The sequence below is a fragment of the Nocardiopsis sp. NPDC006139 genome (assembly GCF_040614155.1).
GTDB lineage: Bacteria > Actinomycetota > Actinomycetes > Streptosporangiales > Streptosporangiaceae > Nocardiopsis > Nocardiopsis changdeensis.
This window is the reverse complement of record NZ_JBEXTT010000009.1, coordinates 102210-128145: the sequence shown is the minus strand read 5'-3', so window position 1 is coordinate 128145 and position 25936 is coordinate 102210. Positions and strand designations below refer to the sequence as shown.

General features: G+C 75.6%; 23 protein-coding genes. 9 read left to right on the top strand and 14 right to left on the bottom strand.

From position 1 onward, the window contains the following. Positions 1 to 89 precede the first annotated feature (89 nt). The 3 genes from ABZ249_RS14380 to ABZ249_RS14370 all read right to left on the bottom strand — a co-directional run bounded on the left by ABZ249_RS14380 (position 90) and on the right by ABZ249_RS14370 (position 3743). Positions 90 to 896: an SDR family NAD(P)-dependent oxidoreductase gene (locus ABZ249_RS14380; RefSeq protein ID WP_355262128.1), complete on the bottom strand. Its 807-nt coding sequence runs from the start codon at positions 894 to 896 to the stop codon at positions 90 to 92. Positions 897 to 979: 83 nt separating this feature from the next. Further along, complete coding sequence (gene solA / locus ABZ249_RS14375; RefSeq protein ID WP_355262125.1) at positions 980 to 2167, bottom strand: N-methyl-L-tryptophan oxidase; 1188 nt, start codon at positions 2165 to 2167, stop codon at positions 980 to 982. 307 nt (positions 2168 to 2474) lie between these two features. Further along, complete coding sequence (locus ABZ249_RS14370; RefSeq protein ID WP_355262121.1) at positions 2475 to 3743, bottom strand: MFS transporter; 1269 nt, start codon at positions 3741 to 3743, stop codon at positions 2475 to 2477. Positions 3744 to 4103: 360 nt separating this feature from the next. Here ABZ249_RS14370 and ABZ249_RS14365 point away from each other — a divergent pair, with 360 nt between their 5' ends. After that, entirely contained in the window at positions 4104 to 4784 is a 681-nt protein-coding gene (locus tag ABZ249_RS14365; RefSeq protein WP_355262118.1) for a lytic polysaccharide monooxygenase auxiliary activity family 9 protein, read from the top strand. A 71-nt stretch (positions 4785 to 4855) separates the two neighbouring features. On the opposite strand, the gene ABZ249_RS14360 is transcribed toward ABZ249_RS14365, so the two are convergent. Together ABZ249_RS14360 and ABZ249_RS14355 are read right to left on the bottom strand one after the other, a co-directional pair. Next, a complete protein-coding gene (locus ABZ249_RS14360; protein WP_355262115.1) occupies positions 4856 to 5488 on the bottom strand; it encodes a response regulator transcription factor in 633 nt (210 codons plus the stop codon). After that, a complete protein-coding gene (locus tag ABZ249_RS14355; protein ID WP_355262112.1) occupies positions 5479 to 6594 on the bottom strand; it encodes a histidine kinase in 1116 nt (371 codons plus the stop codon). The genes ABZ249_RS14360 and ABZ249_RS14355 overlap by 10 nt, the downstream gene beginning before the upstream one ends. 282 nt (positions 6595 to 6876) lie before the next feature. Between ABZ249_RS14355 and ABZ249_RS14350 the strand changes: the two genes are divergently transcribed. Beyond that, the gene (locus ABZ249_RS14350; protein ID WP_355262109.1) at positions 6877 to 8412 is read left to right on the top strand and encodes a nitrilase-related carbon-nitrogen hydrolase; all 1536 of its coding nucleotides are present in this window, start codon (positions 6877 to 6879) and stop codon (positions 8410 to 8412) included. Positions 8413 to 8454: 42 nt separating this feature from the next. On the opposite strand, the gene ABZ249_RS14345 is transcribed toward ABZ249_RS14350, so the two are convergent. Together ABZ249_RS14345 and ABZ249_RS14340 are read right to left on the bottom strand one after the other, a co-directional pair. Continuing rightward, positions 8455 to 8904: a hypothetical protein gene (locus tag ABZ249_RS14345; RefSeq protein ID WP_355262106.1), complete on the bottom strand. Its 450-nt coding sequence runs from the start codon at positions 8902 to 8904 to the stop codon at positions 8455 to 8457. Positions 8905 to 9046: 142 nt separating this feature from the next. Further along, the gene (locus tag ABZ249_RS14340) at positions 9047 to 9904 is read right to left on the bottom strand and encodes an SDR family NAD(P)-dependent oxidoreductase (protein ID WP_355262103.1); all 858 of its coding nucleotides are present in this window, start codon (positions 9902 to 9904) and stop codon (positions 9047 to 9049) included. Positions 9905 to 9997: 93 nt separating this feature from the next. Between ABZ249_RS14340 and ABZ249_RS14335 the strand changes: the two genes are divergently transcribed. Next, positions 9998 to 10567: a TetR family transcriptional regulator gene (locus tag ABZ249_RS14335; RefSeq protein ID WP_355262100.1), complete on the top strand. Its 570-nt coding sequence runs from the start codon at positions 9998 to 10000 to the stop codon at positions 10565 to 10567. Here the strand turns inward: ABZ249_RS14335 and ABZ249_RS14330 are convergent. From ABZ249_RS14330 to ABZ249_RS14320, 3 genes are all read right to left on the bottom strand, one after another. Then, positions 10561 to 11919 (bottom strand): MFS transporter, encoded by a 1359-nt coding sequence (locus tag ABZ249_RS14330; RefSeq protein ID WP_355262097.1) that lies wholly within the window; start codon positions 11917 to 11919, stop codon positions 10561 to 10563. The genes ABZ249_RS14335 and ABZ249_RS14330 overlap by 7 nt on opposite strands. Before the next feature lie 187 nt (positions 11920 to 12106). After that, positions 12107 to 13144: an iron-siderophore ABC transporter substrate-binding protein gene (locus tag ABZ249_RS14325; RefSeq protein ID WP_255646365.1), complete on the bottom strand. Its 1038-nt coding sequence runs from the start codon at positions 13142 to 13144 to the stop codon at positions 12107 to 12109. Between the two features lie 36 nt (positions 13145 to 13180). Then, complete coding sequence (locus ABZ249_RS14320; RefSeq protein WP_355262093.1) at positions 13181 to 14215, bottom strand: DUF5937 family protein; 1035 nt, start codon at positions 14213 to 14215, stop codon at positions 13181 to 13183. Between the two features lie 80 nt (positions 14216 to 14295). Between ABZ249_RS14320 and ABZ249_RS14315 the strand changes: the two genes are divergently transcribed. Then, positions 14296 to 15516 (top strand): MFS transporter, encoded by a 1221-nt coding sequence (locus tag ABZ249_RS14315; RefSeq protein ID WP_355262091.1) that lies wholly within the window; start codon positions 14296 to 14298, stop codon positions 15514 to 15516. Positions 15517 to 15618: 102 nt separating this feature from the next. Here ABZ249_RS14315 and ABZ249_RS14310 read toward each other — a convergent pair whose 3' ends face one another. Further along, entirely contained in the window at positions 15619 to 17214 is a 1596-nt protein-coding gene (locus tag ABZ249_RS14310; protein ID WP_355262088.1) for a family 10 glycosylhydrolase, read from the bottom strand. 214 nt (positions 17215 to 17428) lie between these two features. Here ABZ249_RS14310 and ABZ249_RS14305 point away from each other — a divergent pair, with 214 nt between their 5' ends. Together ABZ249_RS14305 and argG are read left to right on the top strand one after the other, a co-directional pair. Next, entirely contained in the window at positions 17429 to 18229 is an 801-nt protein-coding gene (locus tag ABZ249_RS14305; protein ID WP_355262085.1) for an alpha/beta hydrolase, read from the top strand. A gap of 100 nt (positions 18230 to 18329) precedes the next feature. Continuing rightward, complete coding sequence (argG, locus tag ABZ249_RS14300; RefSeq protein WP_355262082.1) at positions 18330 to 19778, top strand: argininosuccinate synthase; 1449 nt, start codon at positions 18330 to 18332, stop codon at positions 19776 to 19778. 48 nt (positions 19779 to 19826) lie between these two features. Here the strand turns inward: argG and ABZ249_RS14295 are convergent, their stop codons facing one another. Together ABZ249_RS14295 and ABZ249_RS14290 are read right to left on the bottom strand one after the other, a co-directional pair. Next, complete coding sequence (locus ABZ249_RS14295; protein ID WP_220559476.1) at positions 19827 to 20462, bottom strand: GNAT family N-acetyltransferase; 636 nt, start codon at positions 20460 to 20462, stop codon at positions 19827 to 19829. A 14-nt stretch (positions 20463 to 20476) separates the two neighbouring features. Then, the gene (locus tag ABZ249_RS14290) at positions 20477 to 21112 is read right to left on the bottom strand and encodes a helix-turn-helix domain-containing protein (protein WP_355262078.1); all 636 of its coding nucleotides are present in this window, start codon (positions 21110 to 21112) and stop codon (positions 20477 to 20479) included. Positions 21113 to 21230: 118 nt separating this feature from the next. On the opposite strand from ABZ249_RS14290, the gene ABZ249_RS14285 reads away from it, so the two are divergent. Then, the gene (locus tag ABZ249_RS14285) at positions 21231 to 22061 is read left to right on the top strand and encodes an AraC family transcriptional regulator (RefSeq protein WP_220559477.1); all 831 of its coding nucleotides are present in this window, start codon (positions 21231 to 21233) and stop codon (positions 22059 to 22061) included. On the opposite strand, the gene ABZ249_RS14280 is transcribed toward ABZ249_RS14285, so the two are convergent. After that, the gene (locus ABZ249_RS14280; protein WP_220559478.1) at positions 22036 to 22500 is read right to left on the bottom strand and encodes a DUF2000 domain-containing protein; all 465 of its coding nucleotides are present in this window, start codon (positions 22498 to 22500) and stop codon (positions 22036 to 22038) included. The two genes, ABZ249_RS14285 and ABZ249_RS14280, sit on opposite strands and share 26 nt — an antisense overlap. Before the next feature lie 173 nt (positions 22501 to 22673). Here ABZ249_RS14280 and ABZ249_RS14275 point away from each other — a divergent pair, with 173 nt between their 5' ends. Further along, a complete protein-coding gene (locus ABZ249_RS14275) occupies positions 22674 to 23384 on the top strand; it encodes an ABC transporter ATP-binding protein (protein WP_355262074.1) in 711 nt (236 codons plus the stop codon). Continuing rightward, positions 23381 to 25918 (top strand): FtsX-like permease family protein, encoded by a 2538-nt coding sequence (locus tag ABZ249_RS14270; protein ID WP_355262071.1) that lies wholly within the window; start codon positions 23381 to 23383, stop codon positions 25916 to 25918. Before ABZ249_RS14275 ends, ABZ249_RS14270 begins: the two co-directional genes overlap by 4 nt. Positions 25919 to 25936: the final 18 nt, after the last annotated feature.

Sequence of the window (25936 nt, the reverse complement as noted above, 5' to 3'; positions counted from 1 at the left end):
CCGCTTTCAACCCGCTTACCGTTCTCCGGAGAGGTCGCGCGGTCCCCCGGAGCGGCGGCACGGCGCGGCGCCCCGGGCGGGCGCCCGGCTCACCGCAGGCCGTGTCTGCGGGCGACCATGCCCAGCACCACCGAGCGCGGCATCAGCCGCCGCAGCGCGAACACCAGCGGCGCGTTGCTGCCCACCGCGTACAGCGGCCGCGGCCGGGCGTCCTCGACCGCCCGCAGGATGGTGCGGGACACCGTCTCCGCGGGGATGCCCGCCGCCTCGTTGGCGTTGAGCGCGGCCAGCATGGTGCGGTAGTCGCCGGTGTAGGGGGAGCCCTCGCGCAGGTACTGGGTGCGCCGCTCGCTGATGCCGGTGTTGATGGAACCGGGCTCCACGGTGGCCACCCCGATCCCGTACGGGGAGACCTCGCGGCGCAGCGCGTCCGCGAACCCCTTGATCGCGGCCTTGGACGCCACGTACGAGGACCGGTGCGCCAGCGGGAAGCTGGCCAGCATCGACCCGACCATGACCACCCGCCCGTACCGGCGGGCGCGCATCCCCGGCAGCAGCAGCTGGGTGAGCCGCACCGCACCGAACACGTTGAGGCGGAACAGCCGCTCCAGGGCGTCCATGGGCAGCTCCTCCAGCGGCCCGCTCTGGCTCTCGCCCGCGTTGTTGACCAGCACGTCCACGTCCCCGGCCGCCGCGGCGCAGGCCGCGATGGAGTCCGCGTCGGTCAGGTCCAGCGCCAGGTACTCCACCCCGGCCACGGGGTCGGCGACCGCCTCGGGCCTGCGGCTCGTCCCGTACACGCGGTAGCCGCGCCGGACCAGGTCGGCGGCGACGGCACGGCCGATGCCGGAGGAGGCGCCGGTGACGAGCGCGGTCCGCCGGGTGGTGTTCTGCATTCGGGGGTCCTTCCGGGGGTGGGACGGGGAGGGTGCGCTCGCGCCGCGCTGGGGGAGATGATCGCACGGCCCCCTCCCGCGGGTCACGGCCGCCCGGTGTCCCAGCGGTGCGGGTCGAACATGGAGACCGGCACCGCGGTCGCACCGTCCCGCGCCAGGTCGGCCAGGGCCGTGCCCACGGCTGAGGCGAACTTGTACCCGTGTCCGGAGAACCCCCCGGCGACCACCAGGCCGGGCAGGTCGCGGTGGCGGCCGATGACGAAGTGCTCGTCGGAGGTCATCGTGTACATGCACGCCGCCATGCGCTCGGGCAGCGGTTCGACACCGCGCAGCCCGGCGGTGAGTTCGCCGAGACGGCGGGCGTCGTCCGCGTCGGGGGCGCGCGGCCCCGCGTCGGGGTCGACGGGCTCGCCCCACTGGGCCCCGGGACGGCGCGGGGCGCCGGGGGCCTCGGCGTGCACGCCGATCTTCACGGTGCGCCCGTCCAGGCTCGGGAAGCCGTACCAGAGGGTGCCGTCGGGCTCGTCGCGGGCGAAGACCGGGCCCGCGGCGTGCGGCGGGGCGTCCCCGGTGAGCCGGAACCAGCCCAGCACCCGGCGCTCCACCCGGATACCGCCGCCGAGCCCGGCCAGGGAGGGCAGCAGGGTCGGCAGCCACGCCCCGGCGGTCACCACCACCCGCCGGGCGCGGATCTCGGTGTCGCCGGCGAACACGCGGGGGCGGTCGGGGTCGGGCTCGATCCGGGTGACGGCGGTGCCGGTCATCACGCGGGCCCCGTGGGCGCGGGCCAGCCGCACCGCGGCCAGGATCGCCGCCTCGGGCAGGACGGCGCCGCCCTCCTCCTCGAAGACGCCCTCCTCACCGGGGCGCACCGCGTGCTGGGGGAAGCGTTCGGCCAGGACGGCGCCGGTCAGGTGTTCCACGGCGAGCCCGTGCCGGACGGCCGCGGCCAGCGAGCCGGCCACCGCCGCGCTGTCGGGGGCGCCCAGCATGAGCGCCCCGGTGCGGTGGACGAGCCGCTCCCCGGAGGCCTCCTCCAGTTCGGCCCAGGCCCGCCAGGCGGCCCGCACGAACGGGACGTACTCCTCGCCCTCCAGGTAGGCGGTGCGGATGATGCGGGACTCGCCGTGGCTGGAGCCGCGGTCGTGGCCGGGGGCGAACCGCTCGATCCCGACGGCGTCGACCCCCTGCCGGGCCAGCCTCCACAGGGTCTGGGCGCCCATCGCTCCCAGACCGACGACGACGGTGTCGGTCTCCACCGGGTTCGCCACGTTCGCCCCTTCCACCTCGGATGGCACCCATCATCCCAGGACCGGACGGAACGGACGCCCGCCCCGGCGAGGAGGCGGGCGTCCTGCGGAGCCGGAGAACGGTCTCCGGGGTGAAAGGGGAAAGGGAAGGGAAGGGGTGCGATCGGGGGTTCGGGAGCGCTCCCAATCGTGCCGTGAGCGGGTTGGTGAAAGGACGGACAATGGCACGCCGCCGGGCCTTCCGCGCCGGTGCCCGGAGGGTTCCGGCGGCGTGCCAGAAAAGTAACCCGCCAATGGTGATATGTAAACACCATATGAACGACTTATTTCAGGAACGCCGTCCCGAATTCCCCGTCGCCGGCTCCGCGTCGGCCGCACCCAGGGGCCGCCAGGCCACCGCCGCCAGCACGCCCACCGCGGCCGCCGCCACCCAGAACGGCGCCAGCAGCCCCAGCGCCTGGGCCAGCACCCCGCCGAGCACCGCGCCCAGCGCCGCCCCGCCCAGATCGGCCCACCGGTACACCCCGGCCGCCCGGCCCAGCAGGCCGTCGGGTGTGACCGACTGCCGCACGGTCACCGCGGCCGTCCCCCACACCACCGCGTGCACGCCGAACAGGGCCATGACCGCCCCGGCCGCCCACGGGCTCGCGACCAGGGCCAGCGCCGCGTAGGTCGCCGCCTCCAGCACCAGCCCCCAGCGCAGCAGGAACGCACGCCCCACCCGGGGCTCCCAGAACCCGTACACCCGCGAGCCCACCACCCCGCCGACCGCGCCGGCCGCGATGAACAGGCCGAACCCGGCCTCCGACAGCCCCAGGTGCTCGCGGGCGTAGAGCACCCAGATCGAGAACGCGCCCACCCCGGTCAGGTTCATGACGAGGATGCAGCCGGTCAGCGTGCGCAGCACCGGGACGCCGCCGACGAACACCAGGCCTTGGAGTGTGTCGGCCCACAGGCCGCCGCCGTTGCGGCGTTCGGGCTCCGGGGCCCGCGGCCGCACCGACAGGCGCAGCACGACCAGCCCGGCCACGGCGTAGGCGAGGGCGTCGAACCCGAACGGCAGCGCCCACAGCACGGCGAACAGCGCCGCGCCCAGCGGCGGCCCCAGCAGCTGGTTGTTGAGCGAGAACGTCAGCGCCAGCCGGGCGTTGGCCCTGCCCAGCAGCTCCTTGGGGACCACCGAGGGGACCAGGGCCCCGTAGGCGGTGTCGGCCAGGGTCTCGCCCACGCCGAGGGCGAACACTGCGGCGTACACCGCCCACAGGTGGGCCCCGCCGGTCAGCACGGCCAGGGCCAGCAGCGCGAGCACCGCGCCCCGGGCCGGGTCGGCGGCGACCAGTACCGACCGCCGGGGGAGCCGGTCGACCAGGGCGCCGGCGAACGGGGAGAACAGCAGGTGCGGCGCGGTCTGCACGGCCGCGGCGCCCGCCACGGCCAGGGGGGAGGGCGCCACGGAGGCGACGAGCAGGGGGCCGGCGGCCAGCAGCGCGCCGTCGCCGAGGTTGGTCAGGGCCGACGCCCACCACAGGAGGGTGAAGTCGCGGCCCAGGGGAGGGCGTCCGGCGCGCGTGCGGCGGAACGGGAACAACGATGACACGGGGACTCCCGGGACACGGAGGGAAGAGGACACGCATGTGCCTTCCGCCCGGCCGTGTCCGGGGACACCGGCCACCGCGAACCGCCGGCGCGCCCCGGACGGGGGCGCCGGTCGCGGCCCAGGGGCCGTCAGCGGCGGGTCGGCTCCCCGGCCGCGGCGGTGCGGAGGGCTCGTCGTCCGGAGTGCTCGTTCATGCGGCCCCTTCCCTCGGGATGTCGTCCCGGCACCCTAACCCCGGCCGGCGCCCGGCGGCGAGGGAATTTCGGGAGCGCTGTGTTTCGGGGCGGATCCGGGGGGTAACAATCGGCGTGGGAGCGCTCCCCGTCGTGCGGCCACCCGGCCGAGACCGACGGAGACGCAATGAACGAGAACACCGCAACGACCACCGCCCGCCCCCGCCTCCCCCTGGCGGCCCGGGCCCTGACGCTGGCGGCACTGCCCCTGCTCGCCCTCACCGCCACGGCCGCGCCCGCCTCCGCGCACGGTTCCGTGGTCGACCCCGCCTCCCGCAACTACGGCTGCTTCGAGCGCTGGGGCGACGACCACCTCAACCCCGACATGGCGCAGGAAGACCCCATGTGCTGGCAGGCGTGGCAGGACAACCCCAACGCCATGTGGAACTGGAACGGGCTGTACCGCGACAACGTCGGCGGAGACCACCGCGGCCAGGTGCCCGACGGCACCCTGTGCAGCGGCGGCAACACCGAGGGCGGCCGCTACGACTCCCTCGACACGCCCGGCGCCTGGAAGACCACCCCGGTGGAGGACGACTTCACCATCCACCTGTACGACCAGGCGTCGCACGGGGCGGACTACTTCCAGGTGTACGTCACCCGCCAGGGCTTCGACCCGACCACGCAGGCCCCCGGCTGGGACGACCTGGAACTGGTCGAGCAGACCGGCCAGTACCCGCCCGGCAACGACTACCTGATCGACGTCAGCACCTCGGGGTACACCGGCCACCACATCGTCTACACGATCTGGAAGGCCTCCCACCAGGACCAGGTGTACTACCTGTGCAGTGACGTGGACTTCGGCTGATCCCCTCGGCCGGAGCGCCCCCGCCCGGGGCGGGCGGCCCGCCGGGTCCCGGAACACCCGGCGGGCCGCCGTCAGGCGCCCAGGTGGCGCAGGATCGCCAGCACACGGCGGTTGTACCCCGGCGTCGCGGCCAGCCCGAACTTCTCGAAGATCGCGTTGGCGTGCTTCTCCACCGCGCTCACCGAGACGAACAGCCGCTCGGCGATCGCCGGGTTGGTGTGCCCCTGCGCCATCAGCTCCAGCACCGCGCGCTCCCGCTCGGTCAGCCCGCCCCCCTCGCCGCCGGCCAGCAGCTGCCGGACGACCTCGGGGTCGAAGGACGCCCCGCCCCCGCCCACCCGCTCCAGCGCGTCGAGGAAGCCGTCCACCTCCATCACCCGGTCCTTGAGCAGGTAGCCGACCCCGCCGGTGTTCTCGGTGAACAGCCGGGTCGCGTACCGCCGCTCCACGTACTGGGACAGCACCAGCACCCCGATCCCCGGGCGCTCCCGGCGCAGCCGCACCGCCGCCCGCAGGCCCTCGTCGGTGTGCGTCGGCGGCATGCGCACGTCCGCCACGACCACGTCGGGCTCCTCCTCGGCGACCGCCGCGAGCAGCGCCTCGGCGTCCCCGACGGAGGCGATCACCCGGTGGCCCTCGTCCTCCAGCAGCCGCACCAGGCCCTCGCGCAGCAGCGCGGAGTCCTCGGCCACGATCACCCGCACGGCAGCACCGCCGTCACGGTCGTCGGCCCGCCGACCGGACTGTCCACGGCCAGGCTCCCGTCCAGCGCGCCCACCCGGCCCGCCAGGCCGGACAGCCCCGTCCCCGACGGGTCGGCCCCGCCCGCCCCGTCATCGCTCACCCGGACCACCAACGCGTTCCCCTCACTCTCGACGTGCACGTCCACCCGGGTCGCCCCGGCGTGCTTGACCGTGTTGGTGACCGCCTCGGCCACCACGAAGTAGGCCGCGGTCTCCACCGCCGGCGGGATCTCCGCCGGAACCCGGCAGGACACCCGGATCGGCAGCTCCGACCGGGCGGCCAGCCCGTCCAGCGCAGCGGCGAGCCCGGACTCGGCCAGCACCGCCGGGTACACCCGCCAGGCGACCTCCTTGAGGTCGCGGATCGCGTTGCCCATCTCCCGGTGGGCCTGTTCCACCAGTTCCCGGCCGCGCGCGGAACCGGGGTCGCGCCGGGCCCGGCCCAGGGCCATGCCCACCAGGACCAGCCGCTGCTGGAGGCCGTCGTGCAGGTCGCGCTCGATCCGGCGGCGCTCCCGGTCCACGGCGGTGACCACCCCGGCCCGGGACGCGGTGAGCTCGGCGACCCGCTCCCGGAGCAGGTCCTGGCGGCTGGGACCCAGCAGCCGGCGCGCGAGCCAGCGCTCGGTGCCCACCAGCCCCACGATCCCCTGCACGCTCAAGTACACCAGGGCCAGCCCGAACGGGACGACCGCCACCGGATTGCCGTCCAGCACCGCCAGGGGGGAGAACGCCAGGTAGACCCCCGACGGCAGGAAGAACCCCAGCACCAGCCCGCCGAACAGCCCCACCGGGCAGCGCACCGCCAGGTACGCCGACACGCGCAGCGGCCCGGGCTCGCCCACGATCTCGATCCCGAACAGGGAGGCCAGGCGCCACCGTTCGACCCGCTCCAACGGCCGCAGCAGCCGGTGCAGCCACCGCCGCCCGGGCCGGGCGGCGGCCAGCGGCAGCAGGACGAGCAGCGGCACCAGCGCCGCGGCCTCCACCACCGCGGACGCCGCGCCCAGGGCGGTGCCCGCCACGGCCCGCGCCCAGACGCGCGCCGACCGGTCCTCGCCGCCCATGGGTCCTCCTCCTCGTCGGTCCTCGCCCCGCGGATGTGCCCGGGGCCCTCCCCGGCGCGGGCACCGGGCCGCAGGGGGTGTCCGCGGAGCACGCCCTAGGACGGTAGCCGCCCCCGGGGCCGCACCGGTACTGCGGGACTCCGCAGTTCGGGCCGCGGCATCCCGTAGAGACCGGGCGGGATCCCCCATGGGAACGGGGGAGCGCGCGGCGTAGCGTTTGCGGAGCCCCGGCCGGGCCGCACCGCACCATCCGAACCGAAGACCCGATCCGAAAGGAGATCCGTGGACTCCGCATCCGTGCGCCGCGCGATCCTGTGGGCGGCCGGGACCCTCCTGTCCGTCTTCGCCATGCAGGCGGCCTGGGACATCGCCCTGCTCGCCTGGCTCTACCCCGTCCTGCTGCTCCGCTCCATCCGCTCGTTCGGCCCCCTCGCCGCGTTCGGCGTCGCCCTGGCCTCCACCGCCGTCTCCACGACGGTCTGGCTGGCCCTGGCCGACCTGCTGTCCCCGCCCTTCCTCCCGATCGCCCTCGTCCTGGCCCTGGTCCACGCCGTCCCCTACACCCTCGACCGGCTCCTGTACCGCCGCGTCGGCCGGTGGGCGAGCGCGGTCTTCCCGGTCGCCGTGGTCACGGTGGAGTTCGCGGTCGCCTCGGTCACGCCCTTCGGCACGATCCAGGGGGTCCTGGGCGCCACCCAGGCCGAGAACACGGCGCTGATCCAGGTGTCCTCACTGACCGGGGTGTACGGGGTGAGCCTCCTGATCGCGTGGACCGCCTCGGCCGCCGCCCTGCTGTGGGAGCGCGGAGCGGCCGACCGGTCCTCCCGGAACGCCTTGGTCGCCGCCGTCTCGGCGGTCGTCCTGGTCACCGCGCTGGGCGGGGTGCGCCTGGTGTTCTCCCCGCTCCCCGACGACACGGTGCGCGTCGCCGGGGTCAGCGCCTCCCAGGCCGCCTGGGAGGAGCTCCGGCCGACCTTCCACGAGTACGACTCCCTGGAGGCCCTGCTCGCCGCCGACCGCGCCGAGATGCGCGAACGCTTCGCCGCCGTCAACGACGACCTGCTCGCCGCCACCGGACGCGAGGCCGAGGCGGGCGCCGAGGTCGTGGTCTGGGCGGAGTCGGCGGCCTTCACCATGGAGTCCGACCGCGACCTGTTGGTGGAGGACATCGCCCGGGTCGCCCGCCGGCACGGCGTGTACGTGAACGCCGGGATGTCGGTCTACACCGAGGAGGCGCCGCACCTGCGCAACCAGATGGTCCTCGTCGACCCCGCCGGGACCGTGCTGTGGACCTATGACAAGAGCCACCCGATCCCGATCCTGGAGCCGTACGAGCCCGGCGACGGCCGGGTGCCCGTGGCGGACACGCCAGCGGGGCGGCTGGCCACGGTCATCTGCTACGACGGGGACTTCCCGGGCACGGTCCGGCAGGCGGGCGCGGCGGGGGCGGACATCCTGCTCGTGGGCGCCAACACCTGGGAGGGGATCAAGGAGATGCACGCGCGCAACGCGGTGTTCCGCGCGGTGGAGAACGGGGTGTCGCTGGTCCGCCAGGCGAGCCGGGGCCGGGCCAACGCGGTGGACCCGCTGGGGCGGACCCTGGCGACGGTGGACTACTACACCACCGATCGGCAGCTCCTGGTGGCCGACGTCCCCCGGGAGGGGGTCCCCACGGTGTACGCGCGCGTGGGGGACGTCTTCGCGTGGCTGTGCGCGGCGGCCCTGCTCGCGCTGGCCGCGGCGGCGGTGCGCGCCCGGTACGCCCCAGGGCCCGCCCGGGCCGCGCGAGGCGGTCCGGAGCGTTCCGGACGGGGATAGCGGGACGCGCCCTGCCCGGCGGGGGTGCCGGGCAGGACGTCGTCAGCCGCCCTCGCCCATGAGGCGGTCACGGGCGGCGTCGGTGACGGCGCCGCCCGGGTCCTCCACGAACCCGCCGACGGCGTCGGCCTGGTCCTGGAAGCCCTGGACGGCCTCGCCCGCCTCGCCGAACGCGGCCTCGCCGTAGCCCTGGGCGGTCTCGGCGGCCCCGCCGAGGACCTCCTCGCCGTAGCCCTGGGCGGCTTCCCCGTAGCCCTGGGCGGTCTCGGCGGCCCCGCCGAGGAGCTCCTCCCCGTACCCCTGGGCGGCCTCGCCGTACCCCTGCGCGGTCTCGCCGAGGCCCTGCGCCGCCTCGCCGTAGCCCTGCGCGGTCTCACCGAACCCCTGGGCGGTCTCCCCGTACCCCTGGACGGTGTCCGTGACCCCCTGGACGGCCTCCTCGGCCGCCCCGCCGAACATGCCCTTGAACCACTCCACGACACTGTCGAACATCGACACGCTCCTTCTCGGTTCTCTGACCCTTACCCGGGCGCCCTACCCCCGCACTGTAAGCCACGGGTAAGGGGCACGAGTGCCGTCTGGGCGAAGCGGCAGGCCCTGTGTCCCAAGGGATGGAGCGCGTCGGTGGCGGCGGTCACACGCGCCGTCCCCGCTCCGGGGGGCCGCCGTCCACCGGCAGCGCCCGGGTGAGGGCGTACAGCCCGGCGGCCGCTCCGGGGTCGAAGGCGGGGCCGGACAGGTCCAGCCGGGTGTTCCGGCGGAACGCGGAGACCGGCTCGGCCGGGGGCGCGTCCAGCAGCCGGGCCAGGTCCGCGGCCGCCGCCTCCGGGGATCTCGCCAGGACCCGGGCCAGCGCCCGGGTGAGCAGCCGTTGCGGCGCGGGCAGCGGGTCGGCCATGCCGGTGCGCACGAACCCGGGGTTGTAGAGGACGTACCGGGTGCGCGCCCCCGGGTGGCGGGCGGGGAAGTCCGCCCCCAGCAGGTCGTTGCAGCGCGAACCCTGCATGGCCGCGCGCATCCCGGTGTACCCCCGGGTGAGCTGGAGGTCGTCCCAGTGCACGCGCCCCGGCAGCCCGCCGGGGCCGGCGATGTTGAGGATCACCGGCGCCTCCCCGCGTTCGAGCAGGTCGACCAGCCCGTGGCCGAGCACGGACCGGCTCAGGTAGGCCAGGGCGAAGGTGGACTCCAGGCCGTCGGCGGTCTCCTCGCGGACGGGGCGGAACCGCTGGGCGCCGAAGACGAGCCCGTCGAGCCGGTCGGTGCGCTCGCGTACACCCGCCAGCGCCGCGTTCATCCCGGCGACGGTGCTCAGGTCGGCGCGCAGGAAGTCGACCCGGTCGCCCGCCCCCGCCTCCCGGGCCTGTTCGAGGAGCGCTCGCCCGCCCGCCTCCCCGCTGGCCAGGGCCAGGACCCGGTCCCCGCGGCGGGCCAGCAGCAGGCCCAGGGCCCGGCCCATCCCGTTGGTCCCTCCGGTGATGGCGTACACCCGCATACCGTTTCCCCGTCCGATCAAGTCATCAGTTGATGACAAAGGCTAGGCGGAGCCGGGTATTAAGTCAACGCTTGATGACTTATGCTGACACGCATGACCACACGACGGCGCCGCGACAAGGCGGCCACCCGCGCGGCCCTGCTCGACGCCGCGCGCCTGCGTTTCTCCCGGCACGGCTTCGACGGCGTCGGCGTCCGGGAGATCGCCGCGGACGCGGGCGTCGACGCCGCGCTGGTCTTCCGCTACTTCGGCTCCAAGCGCGAGCTCTACGCGCAGGCGATGCGGCCCGAGGTCCCCGACGTACCGCACGGAGGACCGGACCGCCCGGCCGGGGAGATCGCCGCCGACCTGCTGCGCGAGGTGGTCCTGGCCGACCGCGGCCCCGCCGGCGAGCACCCCCTGGTGGCGATGCTCCGTTCCTCCGGCCGGGCCGACGTGCGCGAGCAGCTGCGCGTCCGGATCTGCGACGAGCACCTCGCCGGGTTCGCCGAACGGCTGCCGGGGGACGACGCCGCGCTGCGCGCCGAGATGCTCGGCGCCCTCCTGCTGGGGCTGGGGGTCATGCGCTCGGTCGTGGGGTCCCCGGCGCTGACCGATGCAGGACCCGCGCGGATCGAGGAGCTGTTCTCGGCCATGGCCGCCCCGCTGACACGCGATCAGTGACCCGGTGGCGGCGGGGTGAAGGCCATGGTCAGCGCGACGGCCAGCAGGGCGGTCCCGGCGACCACCCCGTACACGGGCCCGTACCCGGTCAGGGCGGACGCGGCGAGCACGGCGCCGGTCACCGCGATCAGCAGCGAGACGCCCAGCGACTCCGCCACCTGCAGCGCCGAGCTGTTGCCCCCCTGCTCCCCGACCGGCGACAGCGCGAGCACCAGCGAGCTCACCTGCGGGTAGGCCAGGCCCATGCCCGTCCCCATCAGCACGCAGCCGAGCACGGTCGCCCAGAGCGGCAGCACCCCGGTCACCAGGCCCAGCGCCGCCACCGGCCCGCACAGCGCCAGCAGCGCCGCCGTGCGCAGCGAGGCGGGCGAACCGGCCGGAGCACCCGAGCGCCCCTGGATCCAGGCGCCCAGCGCCCAGCCGAACGCCCCGATCGCCACCACCGCGCCCGACGCCACGGGGCTGAAGTCCAGCCGGTGCTGGAGGTACAGCGGCAGGTAGATGTCGGTGGCGGCGTTGGCCGCCCCGAGCACGCCCCGGAAGGCGACCAGCCGGGGGATGCCCGCCCGCGCCCGCAGCGTCCCCGCGGGCAGCAGGCGCGCGGCGGCGACCGCCGCGGCGACCGCGCCCACCGCCGTACCCACCACGAGCCAGGGCATCTGCTGCTGCCCGGCCAGGTGCAGGCCCAGCACCGCGGCGGCCGCGACCACCGCCCACAGGCCCCGGCGGCCCACCGGGGACCCCGCGGTGTCCGGGCGCGGGGCCGAGCGGGTCGCCTTCAGCAGCACCGCCAGCGAGAGCGCGGACCCGGCCAGCACCAGGGCGAACACCAGCCGCCAGTGCATCAGCTCCACCAGCGCGCCGGTGACCAGCGGCCCCACGATCGACGGCAGCAGCCAGGCCGCGGTCAGCAGCCCGAACATGCGCGGGCGCAGGTCCTCGGGGACGAACCGGGCGATGACCACGTACAGCACGACCGAGTCGATGCCGCCGCCCACGCCCTGGAGCAGGCGGCCGAGGACGAAGACCGGCATGCCGGGGGCGGCCGCGCACAGCGCGATGCCCACGAGGAACATCGCCGCGCCCGCGACCAGCGGGCGGCGCACCCCGCGCAGGTCGGCCCAGCGGCCGCCGACGGTCATGCCGATGAGCCCGGTGGTGGCGGTCGCGGCGAACGCCAGCGAGTACCACTGCTCCGCGTGCAGGCTCCGTGCGACGACCGGCATCACGGTGGTGACGGCGAAGGCCTCGAAGGCGATGAAGGTCATCAGCCCGAACACCCCGGCCACCACGGGACGGTGGGGAGGCGCCCACAGCCGCGCCCGTCCGGGCGTCCCGGCCTCGGCGGTCACGCCGCCGCCCCGCGGTCCGCCGCGCTCGTCGTCTCCACGTTCCCCTCCTCGCCGGGCACGGGCGCGCCCGGGAGAATTCCACAACCTCAACCCGGGTCGAGGTCAAGCCGTCCGGGGCTCCCGCCGGCCCCGGGAACGCCGGCGGCGCCCCGCCGCGGAGCGGGGCGCCGCCGGGAGCGGCCCGGTCTCAGGCCAGGGCGTCCGCGATGCGGGGGACCAGGGTGTCCACCGCGTAGGGGATCGACAGCACCGAGTTGTAGGTGATGGCGCCGCGCTGCTCGATGGTGGCCACGACCACCGCGTCCTCGCGCACCACGTCCAGGTCGGCGAAGACCGGCGCGGCCTCGACCACGTCGTAGTCCTCGTCGTCGCTCAGGACCAGCAGCACGTCGCCGTCGAGCCACTCGACGTTCTCGGCGGGCACCTCCACGAAGAAGCTCTCGCCGGTGTCCCGCTCGGTGATCTCCTCGGGGATCCGGAAGCCCAGCGACACCAGGAACTGGCCGCGGGCGTCGCCGGGCAGGTACGCGCCGAACTTCCCGTCGTAGGGCAGCACGACCCCGCCGGTCATCTCCGCGAACTCCGGGTGCTCGGCGCGGACCTCCTCCAGCAGGGCGTCGGTCTCGGCGTTGAGCTGCTCGCCCTTCTCCGGGACGCCCATCGCGGCGGCGATGGACGCGGTGGCGTCCTCGCGCGGGACGGCGTAGGCCGCGGTCCCGGCGGGGCGCGCGAGCACGGGGGCGATCTGCGACAGGTTCTCGTAGGCGGCCTCGTCGAACCCGGAGGAGACGCCGATGATGAGGTCGGGCTCCAGAGCGGCGATCTGCTCGAAGTTGGGCTCGGCCTCCGACTCCAGCAGGGTCGTCTCCGCGTCGCCCACCAGGTCGTCGGTCCAGGGCCCCAGCCCGTTCTCGAAGAACGGGTAGCCGGTGTGGCCGACGGGGACCGCGCCCAGGGCCAGCACGGCGTCGGCGTCGGTGACGCCCAGGGTGACGATGCGCTCGGGCGCCTCGGTGACGGTGGTCTCGCCGAACTCGTGCTCGATGGTGACCGGGAAGGCGCCCGCCTCGGCGGCGACCCCGCCGCCGGAGCCGTCGGCGTCCTGGCCGTCGGAGGCGCCGTCCGCGGCGTTGCCGCAGGCGCTGAGCAGGGTCAGGGCGGCCAGGGCGGCGGCGGACGACAGCGCGCGCGCTCGGGCGCGCGGGTTACTGAGCAGGGGAGACACGGGACTCCGTTCACAAGCAGATAAGGCTCGCCTACCCTAAACCCTGGCCTCTCCCGGGTCCGCGCCGGGGGTGCGGCCGGCGGGGCCGCCCGCCCGGACCAGGGTGTCGCCCGCCGGCGTCCGCGTGTAGAACATCCGCCGCCCCACCCGCCACGACCGCACCAGCCCTGCCGCGCGCAGCACCGACAGGTGCTCCGAAACGGTGGCCGGACTCCACCCGTGCGCACGGGCCAGCACCGTGGTCGTCGAGGGTTCGGCGAGCACCGTCAGCAGGCGCGCGCGGGTCCCGCCCAGCAGCCGGGCCAGGGCGTCCCCGGTCGGCGCCGGGGGCTCGGCCTCCCACAGCCGCCCCACCCCGTGCACGGGGTAGAACAGCGTCGGCTGCCAGGGCTCCTCGGTCTTGGCCACCGTCTCCGGCCACATGAACACGCTGGGCATCAGCACCAGGCCCCGGCCGTCCAGCGTGCGCTCGCCCTGGGCCGGGTCGGGCAGGTGCAGCACCCGTCCCCGCCACCGGGCGTCGGGGGCGACGGCGGCGATCACCTCCCGCAGCCCGCCCTCGGCGACGGTGCGGGCGCGCAGCGACACGTCGGCCTCCAGCAGCGCCCGGGCCCGCGGCCAGTGCGGTGCCACCAGCGCCTCCCACGCCCGGCGCACCGCCCGGACGATCCGCTCCAGGGTCGCCTCCGGATCGGCCAGCAGCGGCCCGGTCACCGACTCCGGCAGCGCCCGGCGCGGGTCCAGCAGGCACTGCCGCAGCTCCACCGCCACCTGCTCGGGCGGGGTGGTGAGCAGCGCCTCCAGTTCGTCCTCCAGGTCCGCGGACGGCCTCGGCGGGGGAGGGGTCAGGAAGTCGGGCGTGTACCCGGGGCGCGGCGACAGCAGCGGCAGCGGGTCCAGGCCCAGGTCGGTGCCGTTGCGCTCGCGGATCGCCGCGGGCCACAGCCGGCGCAGCGCGCCCCGGTGCGGCTCGCCGAGCAGCCGCACCGCCGCCGTGGCCTCCCACAGCGGGGAGACCGCGAAGCGGCAGCGCAGCAGGTCGTCATGGCTGAACACCAGCCGTCCGGCCACCGGCGCCTCCCGTGCGCGTCGTCGTTTCGGTCACCGCCGAATCGTTTGAGGCTACCCCGGGCGGGTCCGAACCTGGGGGCATGACATCCCCGACCGAGCCGCGCGCCGCCGCGCGCACCGGATACCTGCGGGTCCTGGCCGTCCCCGAGTTCCGCGTCCTGTTCCTGGCCGAGGTGCTGGCGATCCTGGGCCAGGTCGCCGCGCAGATGACACTGTCCCTCACCGTGTACACGCGCACCGGCTCGCCGCTGCTGTCGGCGCTGGCCTTCGCCATGGGCTTCCTGCCCCACCTGCTGGGCGCGACCCTGCTGTCGGCGCTCACCGACCGGGTCCCCGCCCGCGGGCTCATGGTCCTGACCCAGGGGGCGACCGCTCTGCTCGTGGTCGGCATGGCGGTGCCGGGGACGCCCATCGCGGTGATGCTGCTGCTGATGTTCGCGATGGGCGCGATCGCCCCGCTCTACCAGGGGACCAAGGCGGCGACGGTGGCCGACGTGCTGCCTCCGGAGGGGTTCGCGCTGGGCCGGTCCCTGCTGCGGATGGCGGCGCAGCTCGCGCAGATCTGCGGGTTCGCGTTCGGCGGTGTGCTGTTCGCGGTACTCTCGCCCACCCCGGCACTGCTCGCGGGCGCGGGGCTGCTGCTGGCGTCCTGCCTGCTGCTGCGCCTCGGACTCCCCGCCTTCGGGCCCCGCCGCTCCCCGGAGGCCGCGCCGTCCTCCCCGGTGGCCGATTCGCTGCGCGGCGTCCGCGAGGTCCTGCGCTCCCCGCGCCTGCGCGTCCTGCTGGCCCTGACCTGGTTCCCGCCGGTGCTGGGCGTGGCCGCCGAGGCACTGGCCGCGCCGCTGGCCGACGCCCTGGGCGGCGGGCCCGCCCTGGTCGCGATGCTGCTGTCGGCCACCCCGGTCGGCATGATCGCGGGCACCTTCCTGGCCGGTACCCTGCTGACCGACGCCCAGCGGGTGCGGGCCATCGTCCCGCTCGGGCTGCTCGCCTTCCTGCCGCTGCTCGGCCTGGGCCTGCACCCGGGGCCGGTGGTGCTGCTCGCCCTGCTCGTGCTGTCCGGGGCGGGGTACGGATACGCGCTCGGCGTGGACCGGCTGCTGGTGGCGGCGGTCCCCGAGCACGAGCGCGGCCAGGTCATGACGCTCGTGACCGCGGGGCTGATGATCTTCCAGGGGGCGGGGTTCGCACTGGCGGGGGCGCTCGCCGAGTTCCTGTCGCCGAACACGGTGGTGGTGCTCGCCGCCCTGGCCGGCATCGCCGTCGTCCTCGCCGCCGGGACCCGGGCGGGCCGCCCCTGATCCCGCCCGGGGCCGCCCCCGGTACCCGCGGGGCCGGACACGGGCCGGGGCCCGGTGCGCCGCACCGGGCCCCGTTCGCGTCGGCGTGCGGGGACGCGCTCCCTAGGGCACGTGCCGGGGGTTGCTCACACCGCTCTCGCGGTGGGTCCGGTCCAGCGCGGTCGCGTAGTAGGTGCGGCCGCCGCCCTCGGCGGTGAACACCGCCCGGCCGTCGTCGCCGGCGGGCACGGTCCCGAGCAGGGTGCGCGCGTCGGACACGGCGCAGTCGGGGTCGCGGCCGGGCTGCCCCTCCACCGCGTACACCGCGTAGTAGGCAGGGCGCTCGCCCCGGCCCGGGCGGATGGACAGCTCCACCCCGTCGCCCTGCGCACCGCCGACCACCCGCGGCGCCTGCGGCGCCCGGCCGGGCAGGCCCTCGTGCAGGGGCACCAGCGCCGGGTGGCGGTAGTGCTCCTCGCGGACGATCGCCATCGCCTCCGCCGCGTTGGTCTCCAGCGAGTTCGCGCTGAAGTACACGTCGCCCAGCACCCCCGGGTGGTCCCGGTTGAACTCCAGGTGCCGGGACAGCTCCCGCGGGTCCGACCAGGCGCCCGCGTTCCCGACCTTGTAGGCGGCCTGGCCCACGTAGAGGTGCACGTCGGTGCCCGCCACGACCTGCTCCCACCAGGGCACCAGCACCGCGTAGTCCGCGACCGGCAGGCCGATCTCCCAGTAGATCTGCGGGTTGATGTAGTCCACCCACCCCTCGCGGACCCACCGGCGGCTGTCGGCGAAGACGGCGTCGTAGGACTGGAGGCCGTTGGTGGCCGAGCCCTCCGGGTCGGTGGAGGCGTTGCGCCAGATGCCGAACGGGCTGATGCCGAACTTCACGTGCGGCTTGGCGGCGTGCACCGCCTCGTCCATCTCCCGAACCATGGTGTCGACGTTGTCGCGCCGCCAGTCGTCGATGTCGTCGTGGTCGCCGCCGTACTCGGCGAAGGTGTCGGCGTCGGGGATCTCCTGGCCGGACACCGGATAGGGGTAGAAGTAGTCGTCGAAGTGCACGCCGTCCATGTCGTAGTTCTCGACGGCGTGCATCATCGCCCCGATCACGAACTCCCGGACCTCCGGGATGCCGGGGTCGTAGTAGAGCCGCCCGCCGTAGGCGAAGGTCCAGTCGGGGTTGCGGCGGGCGGGGTGGTCGGCGCTCAGGCGGTCGGGATCGTCGTGCATGGCCACCCGATAGGGGTTGAACCAGCCGTGGAACTCCAGCCCCCGGGCGTGCGCCTCCGCGACGGCGAACTCCAGGGGGTCGTAGCCGGGGTCCCGGCCCTGGGTCCCGGTGAGCCACTGCGACCAGGGCTCGTGGGGGGAGGGCCAGAAGGCGTCGGCGGTGGGCCGGATCTGCACGAACACCGCGTTCAGGCCGTTGTCGACGGCGCGGTCGTACAGGGCGGTCAGCTCGGCCTGCTGCTGCTCGGGGGTGAGCCCGGTGCGGCTGGGCCAGTCGATGTTGTGCACCCCGGCGATCCACTCGGCGCGCATCTGCCGCTTGGGCTCGGCCTGGGGGTCGGCCCGGCACTCGGCGGATCCGGTGCCGGTCGCGGGCGCGGTCAGCGCGGCGGCGGGGAGCGCGGGCAGCAGGGCGGCGACCAGGGTCGCCGCCAGGAGCGCGCCGCATCGGGGGACGGGGGAGGTGGGTCGGGACGGGTGCGCCAACGTGGCTCCTTCCGGGGGCTCTCCTGCGGGTGGGGCCCGACGGATTCCGGGTCGTGTCCTGGCGACGACGGTACGCGACGATGACCCACCCAGTAGAAAACCTTCATGATTTTCCGGTGTGTCGCAAGAGACCTACGCGTTTTTGGTGCGTGAGTGCCGGATGTTCCGTGTGCGCCCTTCGTGGCGCCTCGCCCGGTCCGCCACACTGGGGTGCATGACCGACCCCCTGCGCGCCACCACTCTGAGCCGGGACGGCGCCGACCTGTACGTCCTCGACAGCGGGGGAGACGGGCCGCCGGTGCTCGTCCTGCACGGGCTGGCGGGGAGCGTCCGCGAGTTCGAGCCGACCGCCCGCGCCCTGGCGCCGGACTTCCGGGTGATCCTGGTCGACCAGCGCGGCCACGGCCGCAGCACCCGCCGTCCGGCCGACGTCTCGCGCTCGGCCTTCGTCGCCGACGCCGTCGCGGTCGCCGAACGGGTGGCCCGGGGGCCGGTGCGGCTGGTCGGCCAGTCCATGGGCGCGCACACCGCCCTGCTCACCGCCGCGGCCCGGCCCGACCTCGTCGAGCGGCTGGTGCTGCTGGAGGGCCACCCGGCAGGCGGCGAGGGCCCGGAGGGGGCGGCGCGGATCGGCGCCTTCTTCGCCTCCTGGCCGCTGCCGTTCCCCGACCGGGCGGCGGCCCGCGCCTTCCTCGGTTCGGACGTGCTCTCCCGGGCCTGGGTCGCCGACCTGGCCGAGGGGCCCGACGGGCTGCGCCCCCGGTTCGACGCCGACGTGATGGAGGCGGTCGTCGCCGCCGCCGACGAGCCCCGCTGGGCCGAGTGGGAGGGGGTGGCGGCCCCCACGCTCGCCGTCTTCGCCGACCTGGGCATCTTCTCCGACGCGCAGAAGGACGAGATGATCGCCCGGCGCCCCGCCACCGTCCGCGCCGACCTCGACACCGCCCACGACGCCCACCTGGAGGACCCCGGCGCCTGGTTCTCCCTCCTGCGCGGCTTCCTCTCCGCGCCCTGAGGGGCCCTCCCGGCGCCGGGGCCTGCGGGATGACGAGGCTCACAGGAGGGGAGTGCGCCCCGCGTTGCATGTGCATTCATCGTGATGCATACTTATTGCCATGTCCAAGGTACTCACCTCTCTGCCCGTCGGCGAACGTGTCGGCATCGCCTTCTCCGGGGGGCTCGACACCTCGGTGGCGGTCGCGTGGATGCGCGAGAAGGGCGCCGTCCCGTGCACCTACACCGCCGACATCGGCCAGTACGACGAACCCGACATCGCCTCGGTCCCCGGCCGCGCCCACGACTACGGCGCCGAGATCGCCCGGCTCGTCGACGGACGTGAGGCCCTGGTGGAGGAGGGCCTGGCGGCGCTGGCCTGCGGTGCCTTCCACATCCGCTCCGGCGGCCGCGCCTACTTCAACACCACCCCCCTGGGGCGCGCCGTCACCGGCACCCTGCTGGTGCGCGCCATGCTCGAGGACGGCGTGCAGATCTGGGGCGACGGCTCCACCTACAAGGGCAACGACATCGAGCGGTTCTACCGCTACGGCCTGCTGGCCAACCCCGCCCTGCGCATCTACAAGCCCTGGCTGGACGCCGACTTCGTCAACGAGCTCGGCGGCCGCAAGGAGATGTCCGAGTGGCTCCAGGAGCGGGACCTCCCCTACCGCGACAGCACCGAGAAGGCCTACTCCACCGACGCCAACATCTGGGGCGCCACCCACGAGGCCAAGTCGCTGGAGCACCTGGACACCGGCATCGAGATCGTCGACCCGATCATGGGCGTCCGCTTCTGGGACCCCGCGGTGGAGATCGCCCCCGAGGACGTCACCGTCGGCTTCGAGCAGGGCCGCCCGGTCACCATCAACGGCAAGTCCTTCCCGTCCGCCGTCGACCTGGTCCTGGAGGCCAACGCCATCGGCGGCCGCCACGGCCTGGGCATGTCCGACCAGATCGAGAACCGCATCATCGAGGCCAAGAGCCGCGGCATCTACGAGGCGCCCGGCATGGCCCTGCTGCACGCCGCCTACGAGCGCCTGGTCAACGCGATCCACAACGAGGACACCCTCGCCGCGTACCACACCGAGGGCCGCCGCCTGGGCCGCCTCATGTACGAGGGCCGCTGGCTGGAGCCGCAGGCGCTCATGCTCCGCGAGTCGCTCCAGCGCTGGGTGGGCACCGCCGTCACCGGCGAGGTGACCCTGCGCCTGCGCCGGGGCGAGGACTACTCGATCCTCGACACCACCGGCCCGGCGTTCAGCTACCACCCGGACAAGCTGTCCATGGAGCGCACCGAGGACTCCGCGTTCGGCCCGACCGACCGGATCGGCCAGCTGACCATGCGCAACCTCGACATCGCCGACTCCCGCGCCAAGCTGGAGGAGTACGCCCGGCTCGGCATGGTCGGCACCGGCGAGGCCGCGGTCGTGGGCGCCGCCCAGGCCGCCTCCACCGGCCTCATCGGCGCGATGCCCGAGGGCGGCGCCGAGACGATCGCCTCCCGCGGCCAGGCCCCCGAGGACGAGCTGCTCCTCGACCAGGCCGCCATGGAGTCCGGCACGGACTGACCCCGCGGCGCGCGGCCCCCGGGCCGCGCGCCGCTCCGGGCCCGGGGCTCAGTCCCGCTGGGCGGGGTGCTCCTGCACCAGGCGCATGGACACGTATTCCTTGATGCCGCTGAACCCGGCGTAGGGGGCCCTGCGCCGCCGGTACTCCCGGAACCCGAGCCGCCGGTAGAGCCCCAGCGCGGCCTCGTTGTTCCCGGCGATGTCCTCCAGCACGTACTCGTCGTATCCGGGCAGGGCGAGCAGGTGCAGCAGGACCGCCTTGGCCGCCCCCCGCCCCCGGTGCCGCAGTGACGAGGCCACGAACCCGATCTCGGCCTTGCCCTCCCGCGGTTCCCGCACGGCCCCCTGGAACTGGCTGCGGAACACCCGGTCGGCGATGGTCCCCCGGACCGCGCCCAGGTGCCGCCGCAGGGTCCTCGCGTCGGGTTCGACGCACTCCTCGTCGTCCACGGTGAGCGAGGCCAGTCCCGCCGGCTCGCCGTCGACCAGGGCTACGTAGAACCGCTCCGGCACCAACATGTGCGCGATGGCGTCGGCCAGGACCTCCGGGTCCTTCGAGAAGGCGGCCAGGTCCGGCCCGAACCCGTCCACGAACACCCGCGCGACCTCCCGCCGGCGCGTCTCGCCCAGCGCGTCGGCGCGCACCACCTCGATCATCCCGGCCCTCTCCGCCCCACCTGTCATCGGTGTCCGTCCTCTCATCGGTGTCCGTCCTCCTCGAGCAGCGGGGCCAGTACCACGGCGGCGCTCGGAACGGCGAACCCGTCGCCCACGGCGGAGCGCATCGTCACCAATCCGCCCAGGGTGGCGAAGAAGCAGGTCGCCAGCTCGTCCGCCGGGCCGCGGCGGAACCCGCCCTCCGCCCGGCCGCGCTCGATGAGCTCCACCGTCGCCCGGAGCAGCGCGGTGTTCCCCTCGACCAGGTCCCGGACCGCGGGCGGTGCCCTCTCCGGTCCGCCGTGTCCGGCGGTCCCGTGGGTGAACGCCTGGTTCATGAGCAGGTAGAAGTCCACGAACTCCGCGTCGCCGGCCAGGTCCCGCAGGAACCCCTCGCAGAAGGCGCGCAGCAGCTCCGCGGGGGAGCCGGGGCCGCGCAGCCGTGCGGCGGTGGCGTTCAGCCCGGCCGCGGCCTCTCCGACCAGGTCGCCGTACAGCTCCTCCTTGGTGGCGAAGTGCCGGTAGACCAGGCCGGTGCTCATGCCCGCCTCGGCCGCGATCCTCCGCATGTTCACCGTCGCGTACCCGTGGCGCGCGAAGAGGCGCATCGCCGGTCCCCGGATCCGCTCGCGTGTGGCGGCCCGCATGGCCTCGTTCTGCTCCGGACTGCGCGGCACGGCCCCTCGTCTCCCCGATTTTTCAATGAACAATTGTTCATTCTATTCGGGGCTCTCCAGAGCGCAAGGGCTCCCCCTCCCGGGACCGGGACCCCCGGCCCGGGCGTACGCTGCGGACATGGACGCGCACGCCGACACCCTGGTCGCCAGGCCGAACGTGCCGGGCGTCGTCGAGGTCTTCCACACCCACATGCTCGGGCACGCCTACCCGATGCACACCCACGACACCTGGGCGCTGCTCATCATCGACTCCGGGCTGGTCCGCTACGACCTGGGACGGCACGAGCACGGCGCCCTGGAGCGCACCGTCACCCTGCTGCCCCCGCACGTCCCGCACAACGGCACCCCCGCCTCGGCGCAGGGGCTGCGCAAACGCGTCGTCTACCTGGAACCCGCCCGGATCGGCGCCGACCTGGTGGGCCGCTCCGTCGACCGCCCCGCCCTGGACGACGCGGTGCTGCGGCGGCGCATCCACGCCCTGCACCGGGCCCTGCTCGAACCCGGCGGGGAACTGGAGGCCGAGAGCCGCCTGGCGTTCGTCACCGAACGCCTGCGCGGCCACCTGCTGGGCGACCCCGAGCCCCCGCCGCCCGTCGACCGCTCGGCGCTGGCCGGGCGGCTGCGCGACCTGCTGGACTCCCGGGTGGTGGAGGGGGTCTCGCTCGACGAGGCCGCCGCCGTCCTGCACGCCCACCCCGCGCACCTGGTACGGGCCTTCGGCCGCAGGTTCGGCCTGCCCCCGCACCGCTACCTGGTGGGGCGCCGGGTGGACCTGGCCCGCCGCCTGATCCTCCAGGGGCGGAGCCCGGCCGCCGCTGCCGCCGCGGCCGGGTTCCACGACCAGGCGCACCTGCACCGGCACTTCACGCGCGTCCTGGGGCTGTCCCCGGGCCGCTTCGCCCGGGCGCTGCGCGCGGACCCGGTCAGCGGTGCATCCGGGCGCCCTTGACGACCTTGTCCACGGCGTTCCTCGGCCCGTACACCGCCATCCCGACCAGGTCCAGGGAGTCACGGGCGACCGCCCGCACCGCCGCCCGGTTGTCCCGGTCGTTGCCGGTGGCGAACAGGTCGGAGGTGAACACGGCGACGGCCAGGCCCCGGGACACGGCCCTCGCGTGGGCCCGGGTGAGGACCTCCTTCTCCCCCTCGAACACCAGCACCGGCTGGCGGAACATGGGGAGGTAAACGGTGCCGTCGCCGTCCTCGTAGGGCTCGCCGACCACGTCGGGCTCACGGGTCCCCAGTCCGCTGACCAGGAACGAGGTCACGTTCAGCCGCTGCCATACGGCGAGGTCCCCGCGCAGGAGTACGGCGATCTTGGTGTCGAAGCGCGCGGGCGCGCCGACGGCCTCGGCGCCGGCGTCCGCGGGTCGTCCGGTGTTCTGCATGACCCCCATGCTCGGGTCCGGCCCGCCCCCCGGTCTTGTACGTTCTTCACCTCTGCCGGCCCGGAGGTGGGGCGGGCCCCACCCCGGGGCCTCGCCCCGGCCCCCGTGACCGGACCCCGCCGGTCCGCTTGCATGGCGTACGGACACATCCGGCAGGGGAGAGGCGGAACGGCGTGCTGAGCCTTCGAGGACTGACCAGGACCTACCGGCGCGGGAGCGTCCCCGTGCCCGCCCTGCGCGGGGTCGACGCGGACTTCGGCCCCGGCGGGTTCACCGCGATCATGGGCCCTTCCGGCTCCGGAAAGAGCACCCTCCTGCACTGCGCCGCCGGGCTGGACCGCCCGGACGGGGGACAGGTGCTGCTCGGCGGCCGCGACCTCGCCCGGATGCCGGAACGCGACCTCACCCGGCTGCGCGCGGGGGCGTTCGGGTTCGTGTTCCAGGACTTCAACCTGCTCCCCTCCCTCACCGCCCGGGAGAACGTCGAGCTCACCGCACGCCTGTCCGGGCGGCCCCCGGACGCCTCCCGCCGCGACGCCCTCGCGGACCTGCTGGACCTGCGCGACCGCCTCGACCACCGGCCCGCGGAGCTGTCCGGCGGCCAGTGCCAGCGGGTGGCGCTGCTCCGCGCCCTGGTGCACCGGCCCGACGTGCTGTTCGCCGACGAGCCCACCGGGGCCCTGGACACCCGCTCCGGCGGCCGGGTCCTGGACGCCCTGCGGCACGCGGTCGACCACGACGGGCGCACCGTCGTCATGGTCACCCACGACCCGGCCGCGGCCGCCCGCGCCGACCGTGTGCTGTTCCTGCGGGACGGCCTCATCGTCGACACCCTCACCGCGCCGACCCCGGCGGCGGTCCTGGACCGGATGGGGGCGCGGTGATCCGCTTCGTGCTGCGCGGGCTGCGGGAGCGGTGGCGCACCCTCGCTCTGCCGGTCCTCACCCTGGCGCTGGGCGCCGCGCTGACCACGGCGGCCCTGGTCCTCCAGGCCTCCGCCGAACACGCGGCGGGCACCGTATGGCTGCCCACCGCCGCCCCGGTCGTGGTGGCCGCCGAACCGGCGGACGACCGCCTGGCCGCCACGCCCTCGGCCGAACCCGCCCGCCTGTCCGGGGACGCGGTGGACACCCTGAGTGCTCTGCCGGGGGTGCGCGCGGCCGCCGCCCAGGCGCCCTTCGCCGCCTACGTCATCGCCGACGGCCCGGACGGCGCCGACGATGCGGGCGACGCGGACACCGCGGGAGCCCCGGGCGGGACCGTCCTGGGCGGACAGGCCGACCGGTCCCACGGGTTCGCCTGGGACCCGGGACTGGAAACGGAGAGGGGGCGCGGCCCCGCCCGTGCGGGGGAGGCGGCGGTGGACGCCCGGACCGCCGCCGACGCCGGGATCGGCGTGGGCGACCGGGTGCGCGTCCTCACCGACGGCGGCGTCTCCGAGGCCACCGTCACCGGGGTGGTCGCGGGTCCGCCCGGCGGCCGCGCCGTGTTCTTCGCCGCCACGGCGGGCCCCGCCCCGGAGGAGCCGCGGGCCCCCACCGCGGTGGCCCTGTACCCGGACGACGGCGTGGACGCCGCCGCACTCGCCGCCGCCGTCACCGGACAGGTACCCGGGGTGCGGGTGCTCACCGGGGCGGACCGGAGCACCGCGTTCACCGTCGACCGGACCGACCGCGAACTGTCCACCGGCATGGGCCGCTTCTTCGGCACCACCGCCGTCCTCACCCTGGCCGTCGCCGCGGTCGTCACCACCGGACTGCTCACCACGGCGATGCGCGCCCGCGGCCGGGAGTTCGCGCTGCTGCGCCTGGCCGGCGCCTCCCCGGGGGTCGTCCGCCGCATCGTGTGGGGGGAGGCGCTGGCCCTGGGCGCCGCGGCCGCCGTGCTCGCACCGCCCCTGGGGCTGCTCGGCGCCGCGGCCCTGACCCGGGCCTTCACCGCGACCGGGGTGCTGCCCGCCGGGTTCGAGACCGTGGTCGGCCCCGGGGCGGTCGCGGCCGGCCCCCTGGTGGCACTGGCCGCGTCCCTGGCGGCGGCGGTGCGCCCGGCCCGCGCCGCCGGGCGCACCGCCCCGATCGAGGCGGTGCGGGAGGCCGCCGCCGAGGACCCGGACCGGGTGCGCGGGCGTGTCGTCTGGGGCGCCCTGTCCCTGACCGCCGCCGCCGTGCTGCTCGGGCTCACCGCCGCCACCGCCGGGACCCGGGAGTCGGTACTGGCGGCGTCCGCGGCCGCGATCGCCCTGGTCCCGGCCGCCGCCCTCCTCGTCCCCGTCGGCCTGGCCCGGGCCCTGCACCGCCTGCGGCCGCGCGCCGCGGTGCCCTTCCTCGTCGCACGCGAGGCCGCGGCGGCCCCGCGCCGGGTCACCGGTGTGCTGACCCCCCTACTGGTGACGACCCTGGTCGGACTACTGCTCCTCCTCCAGCCGCCCACCCTGGCCCAGGCCCGCGCCCACTCCTACGGGGACCGCCTGGCCGCCGACCTGGTGGTATCAGGGCCGGTCGGGGTCGGCCTGCCCGCGGGCACGGTCGGGGCGGCCGCCGCCGTCCCGGGGGTCGCCGCGGCGGGCGGGTTCCGCCAGACGGTCGTGATCGGCGAGCGCGTGTCGGCGCCCGCCCACATCGTCACCCCGGAGGCCGTCGGCGACCTCTACCGCCTCGACCCCGAACAGGGGTCGTGGGACCGCTTCGACGACGGCGGTATCGCCCTGAGCGCCGGCCTGGCCGCCGCCGAGGGCTGGGAGGCCGGCGACACCGCCGAACTCCACGGCCCCGACGGGGAACCGGTCCGGGCCCGGGTCGACGTCGTGTACCGGGCCGGCCTGGACTTCCCCGACGTGCTGCTGCCCCGCGCGGCCCTGGCCGAGCGCATGGTCGACCCCCTGGAGAGCGCCGTCCACGTGCGCCTGGAACCCGGCGCAGACCCGGCCGGGACGGCCCGCCTGCTCCGCGAGGCGGTGGCCGACGTGCCCGGGGTCGAGGTCTCCGACCGCGCCGGCCACCTGGCCGACCTGGCGGCGCTCGCCGAGGAGGACGGCTGGATCACCTACCTGATGGTCGCCGTCGTGGCCGGGCTGGCCGGTGTCGGCGCGATCGCCACGCTGGCGGTGTCAGCCTCGGCCCGCGGCCGGGACTTCGCGCTGCTGCGCCTGGCCGGCGCCACCCGCGGCCGGGTGGCGGCGGTGGTCGCGGGCGAGGCGCTGGCGGTGTCGGCCGCGGCCCTGGCGGCGGGGACCGCGGTCGCCCTGGTCGGCCTGGCCGCCATGGCGCACGCGTTCACCGGCGGCTTCGCCCTCCCGGCCGTGCCCCCCGACCGCTACGCCGCCGTCGCCCTGCTGGTCCCGGCCGTGGGCCTGCTCGCGAGCCTGGTCCCCGCCCTGACCGCCCTGCGCGCCCGTCCGCTCCGGGCCGCCGCGGCCTGAGCGCCCGCCGGGGCGGGG

What these genes read in the sequence shown, in the direction of transcription:
- ABZ249_RS14295 (WP_220559476.1), bottom strand. Translation starts at nt 20,462, where the DNA reads ATGACAGGTGGGGCGGAGAGGGCCGGGATGATCGAGGTGGTGCGCGCC.
- ABZ249_RS14305 (WP_355262085.1), top strand. Translation starts at nt 17,429, where the DNA reads ATGACCGACCCCCTGCGCGCCACCACTCTGAGCCGGGACGGCGCCGAC.
- argG (WP_355262082.1), top strand. Translation starts at nt 18,330, where the DNA reads ATGTCCAAGGTACTCACCTCTCTGCCCGTCGGCGAACGTGTCGGCATC.
- ABZ249_RS14280 (WP_220559478.1), bottom strand. Translation starts at nt 22,500, where the DNA reads ATGCAGAACACCGGACGACCCGCGGACGCCGGCGCCGAGGCCGTCGGC.
- ABZ249_RS14315 (WP_355262091.1), top strand. Translation starts at nt 14,296, where the DNA reads ATGACATCCCCGACCGAGCCGCGCGCCGCCGCGCGCACCGGATACCTG.
- ABZ249_RS14345 (WP_355262106.1), bottom strand. Translation starts at nt 8,904, where the DNA reads ATGTTCGACAGTGTCGTGGAGTGGTTCAAGGGCATGTTCGGCGGGGCG.
- ABZ249_RS14335 (WP_355262100.1), top strand. Translation starts at nt 9,998, where the DNA reads ATGACCACACGACGGCGCCGCGACAAGGCGGCCACCCGCGCGGCCCTG.
- ABZ249_RS14380 (WP_355262128.1), bottom strand. Translation starts at nt 896, where the DNA reads ATGCAGAACACCACCCGGCGGACCGCGCTCGTCACCGGCGCCTCCTCC.
- ABZ249_RS14355 (WP_355262112.1), bottom strand. Translation starts at nt 6,594, where the DNA reads ATGGGCGGCGAGGACCGGTCGGCGCGCGTCTGGGCGCGGGCCGTGGCG.
- ABZ249_RS14340 (WP_355262103.1), bottom strand. Translation starts at nt 9,904, where the DNA reads ATGCGGGTGTACGCCATCACCGGAGGGACCAACGGGATGGGCCGGGCC.
- ABZ249_RS14285 (WP_220559477.1), top strand. Translation starts at nt 21,231, where the DNA reads ATGGACGCGCACGCCGACACCCTGGTCGCCAGGCCGAACGTGCCGGGC.
- ABZ249_RS14365 (WP_355262118.1), top strand. Translation starts at nt 4,104, where the DNA reads ATGAACGAGAACACCGCAACGACCACCGCCCGCCCCCGCCTCCCCCTG.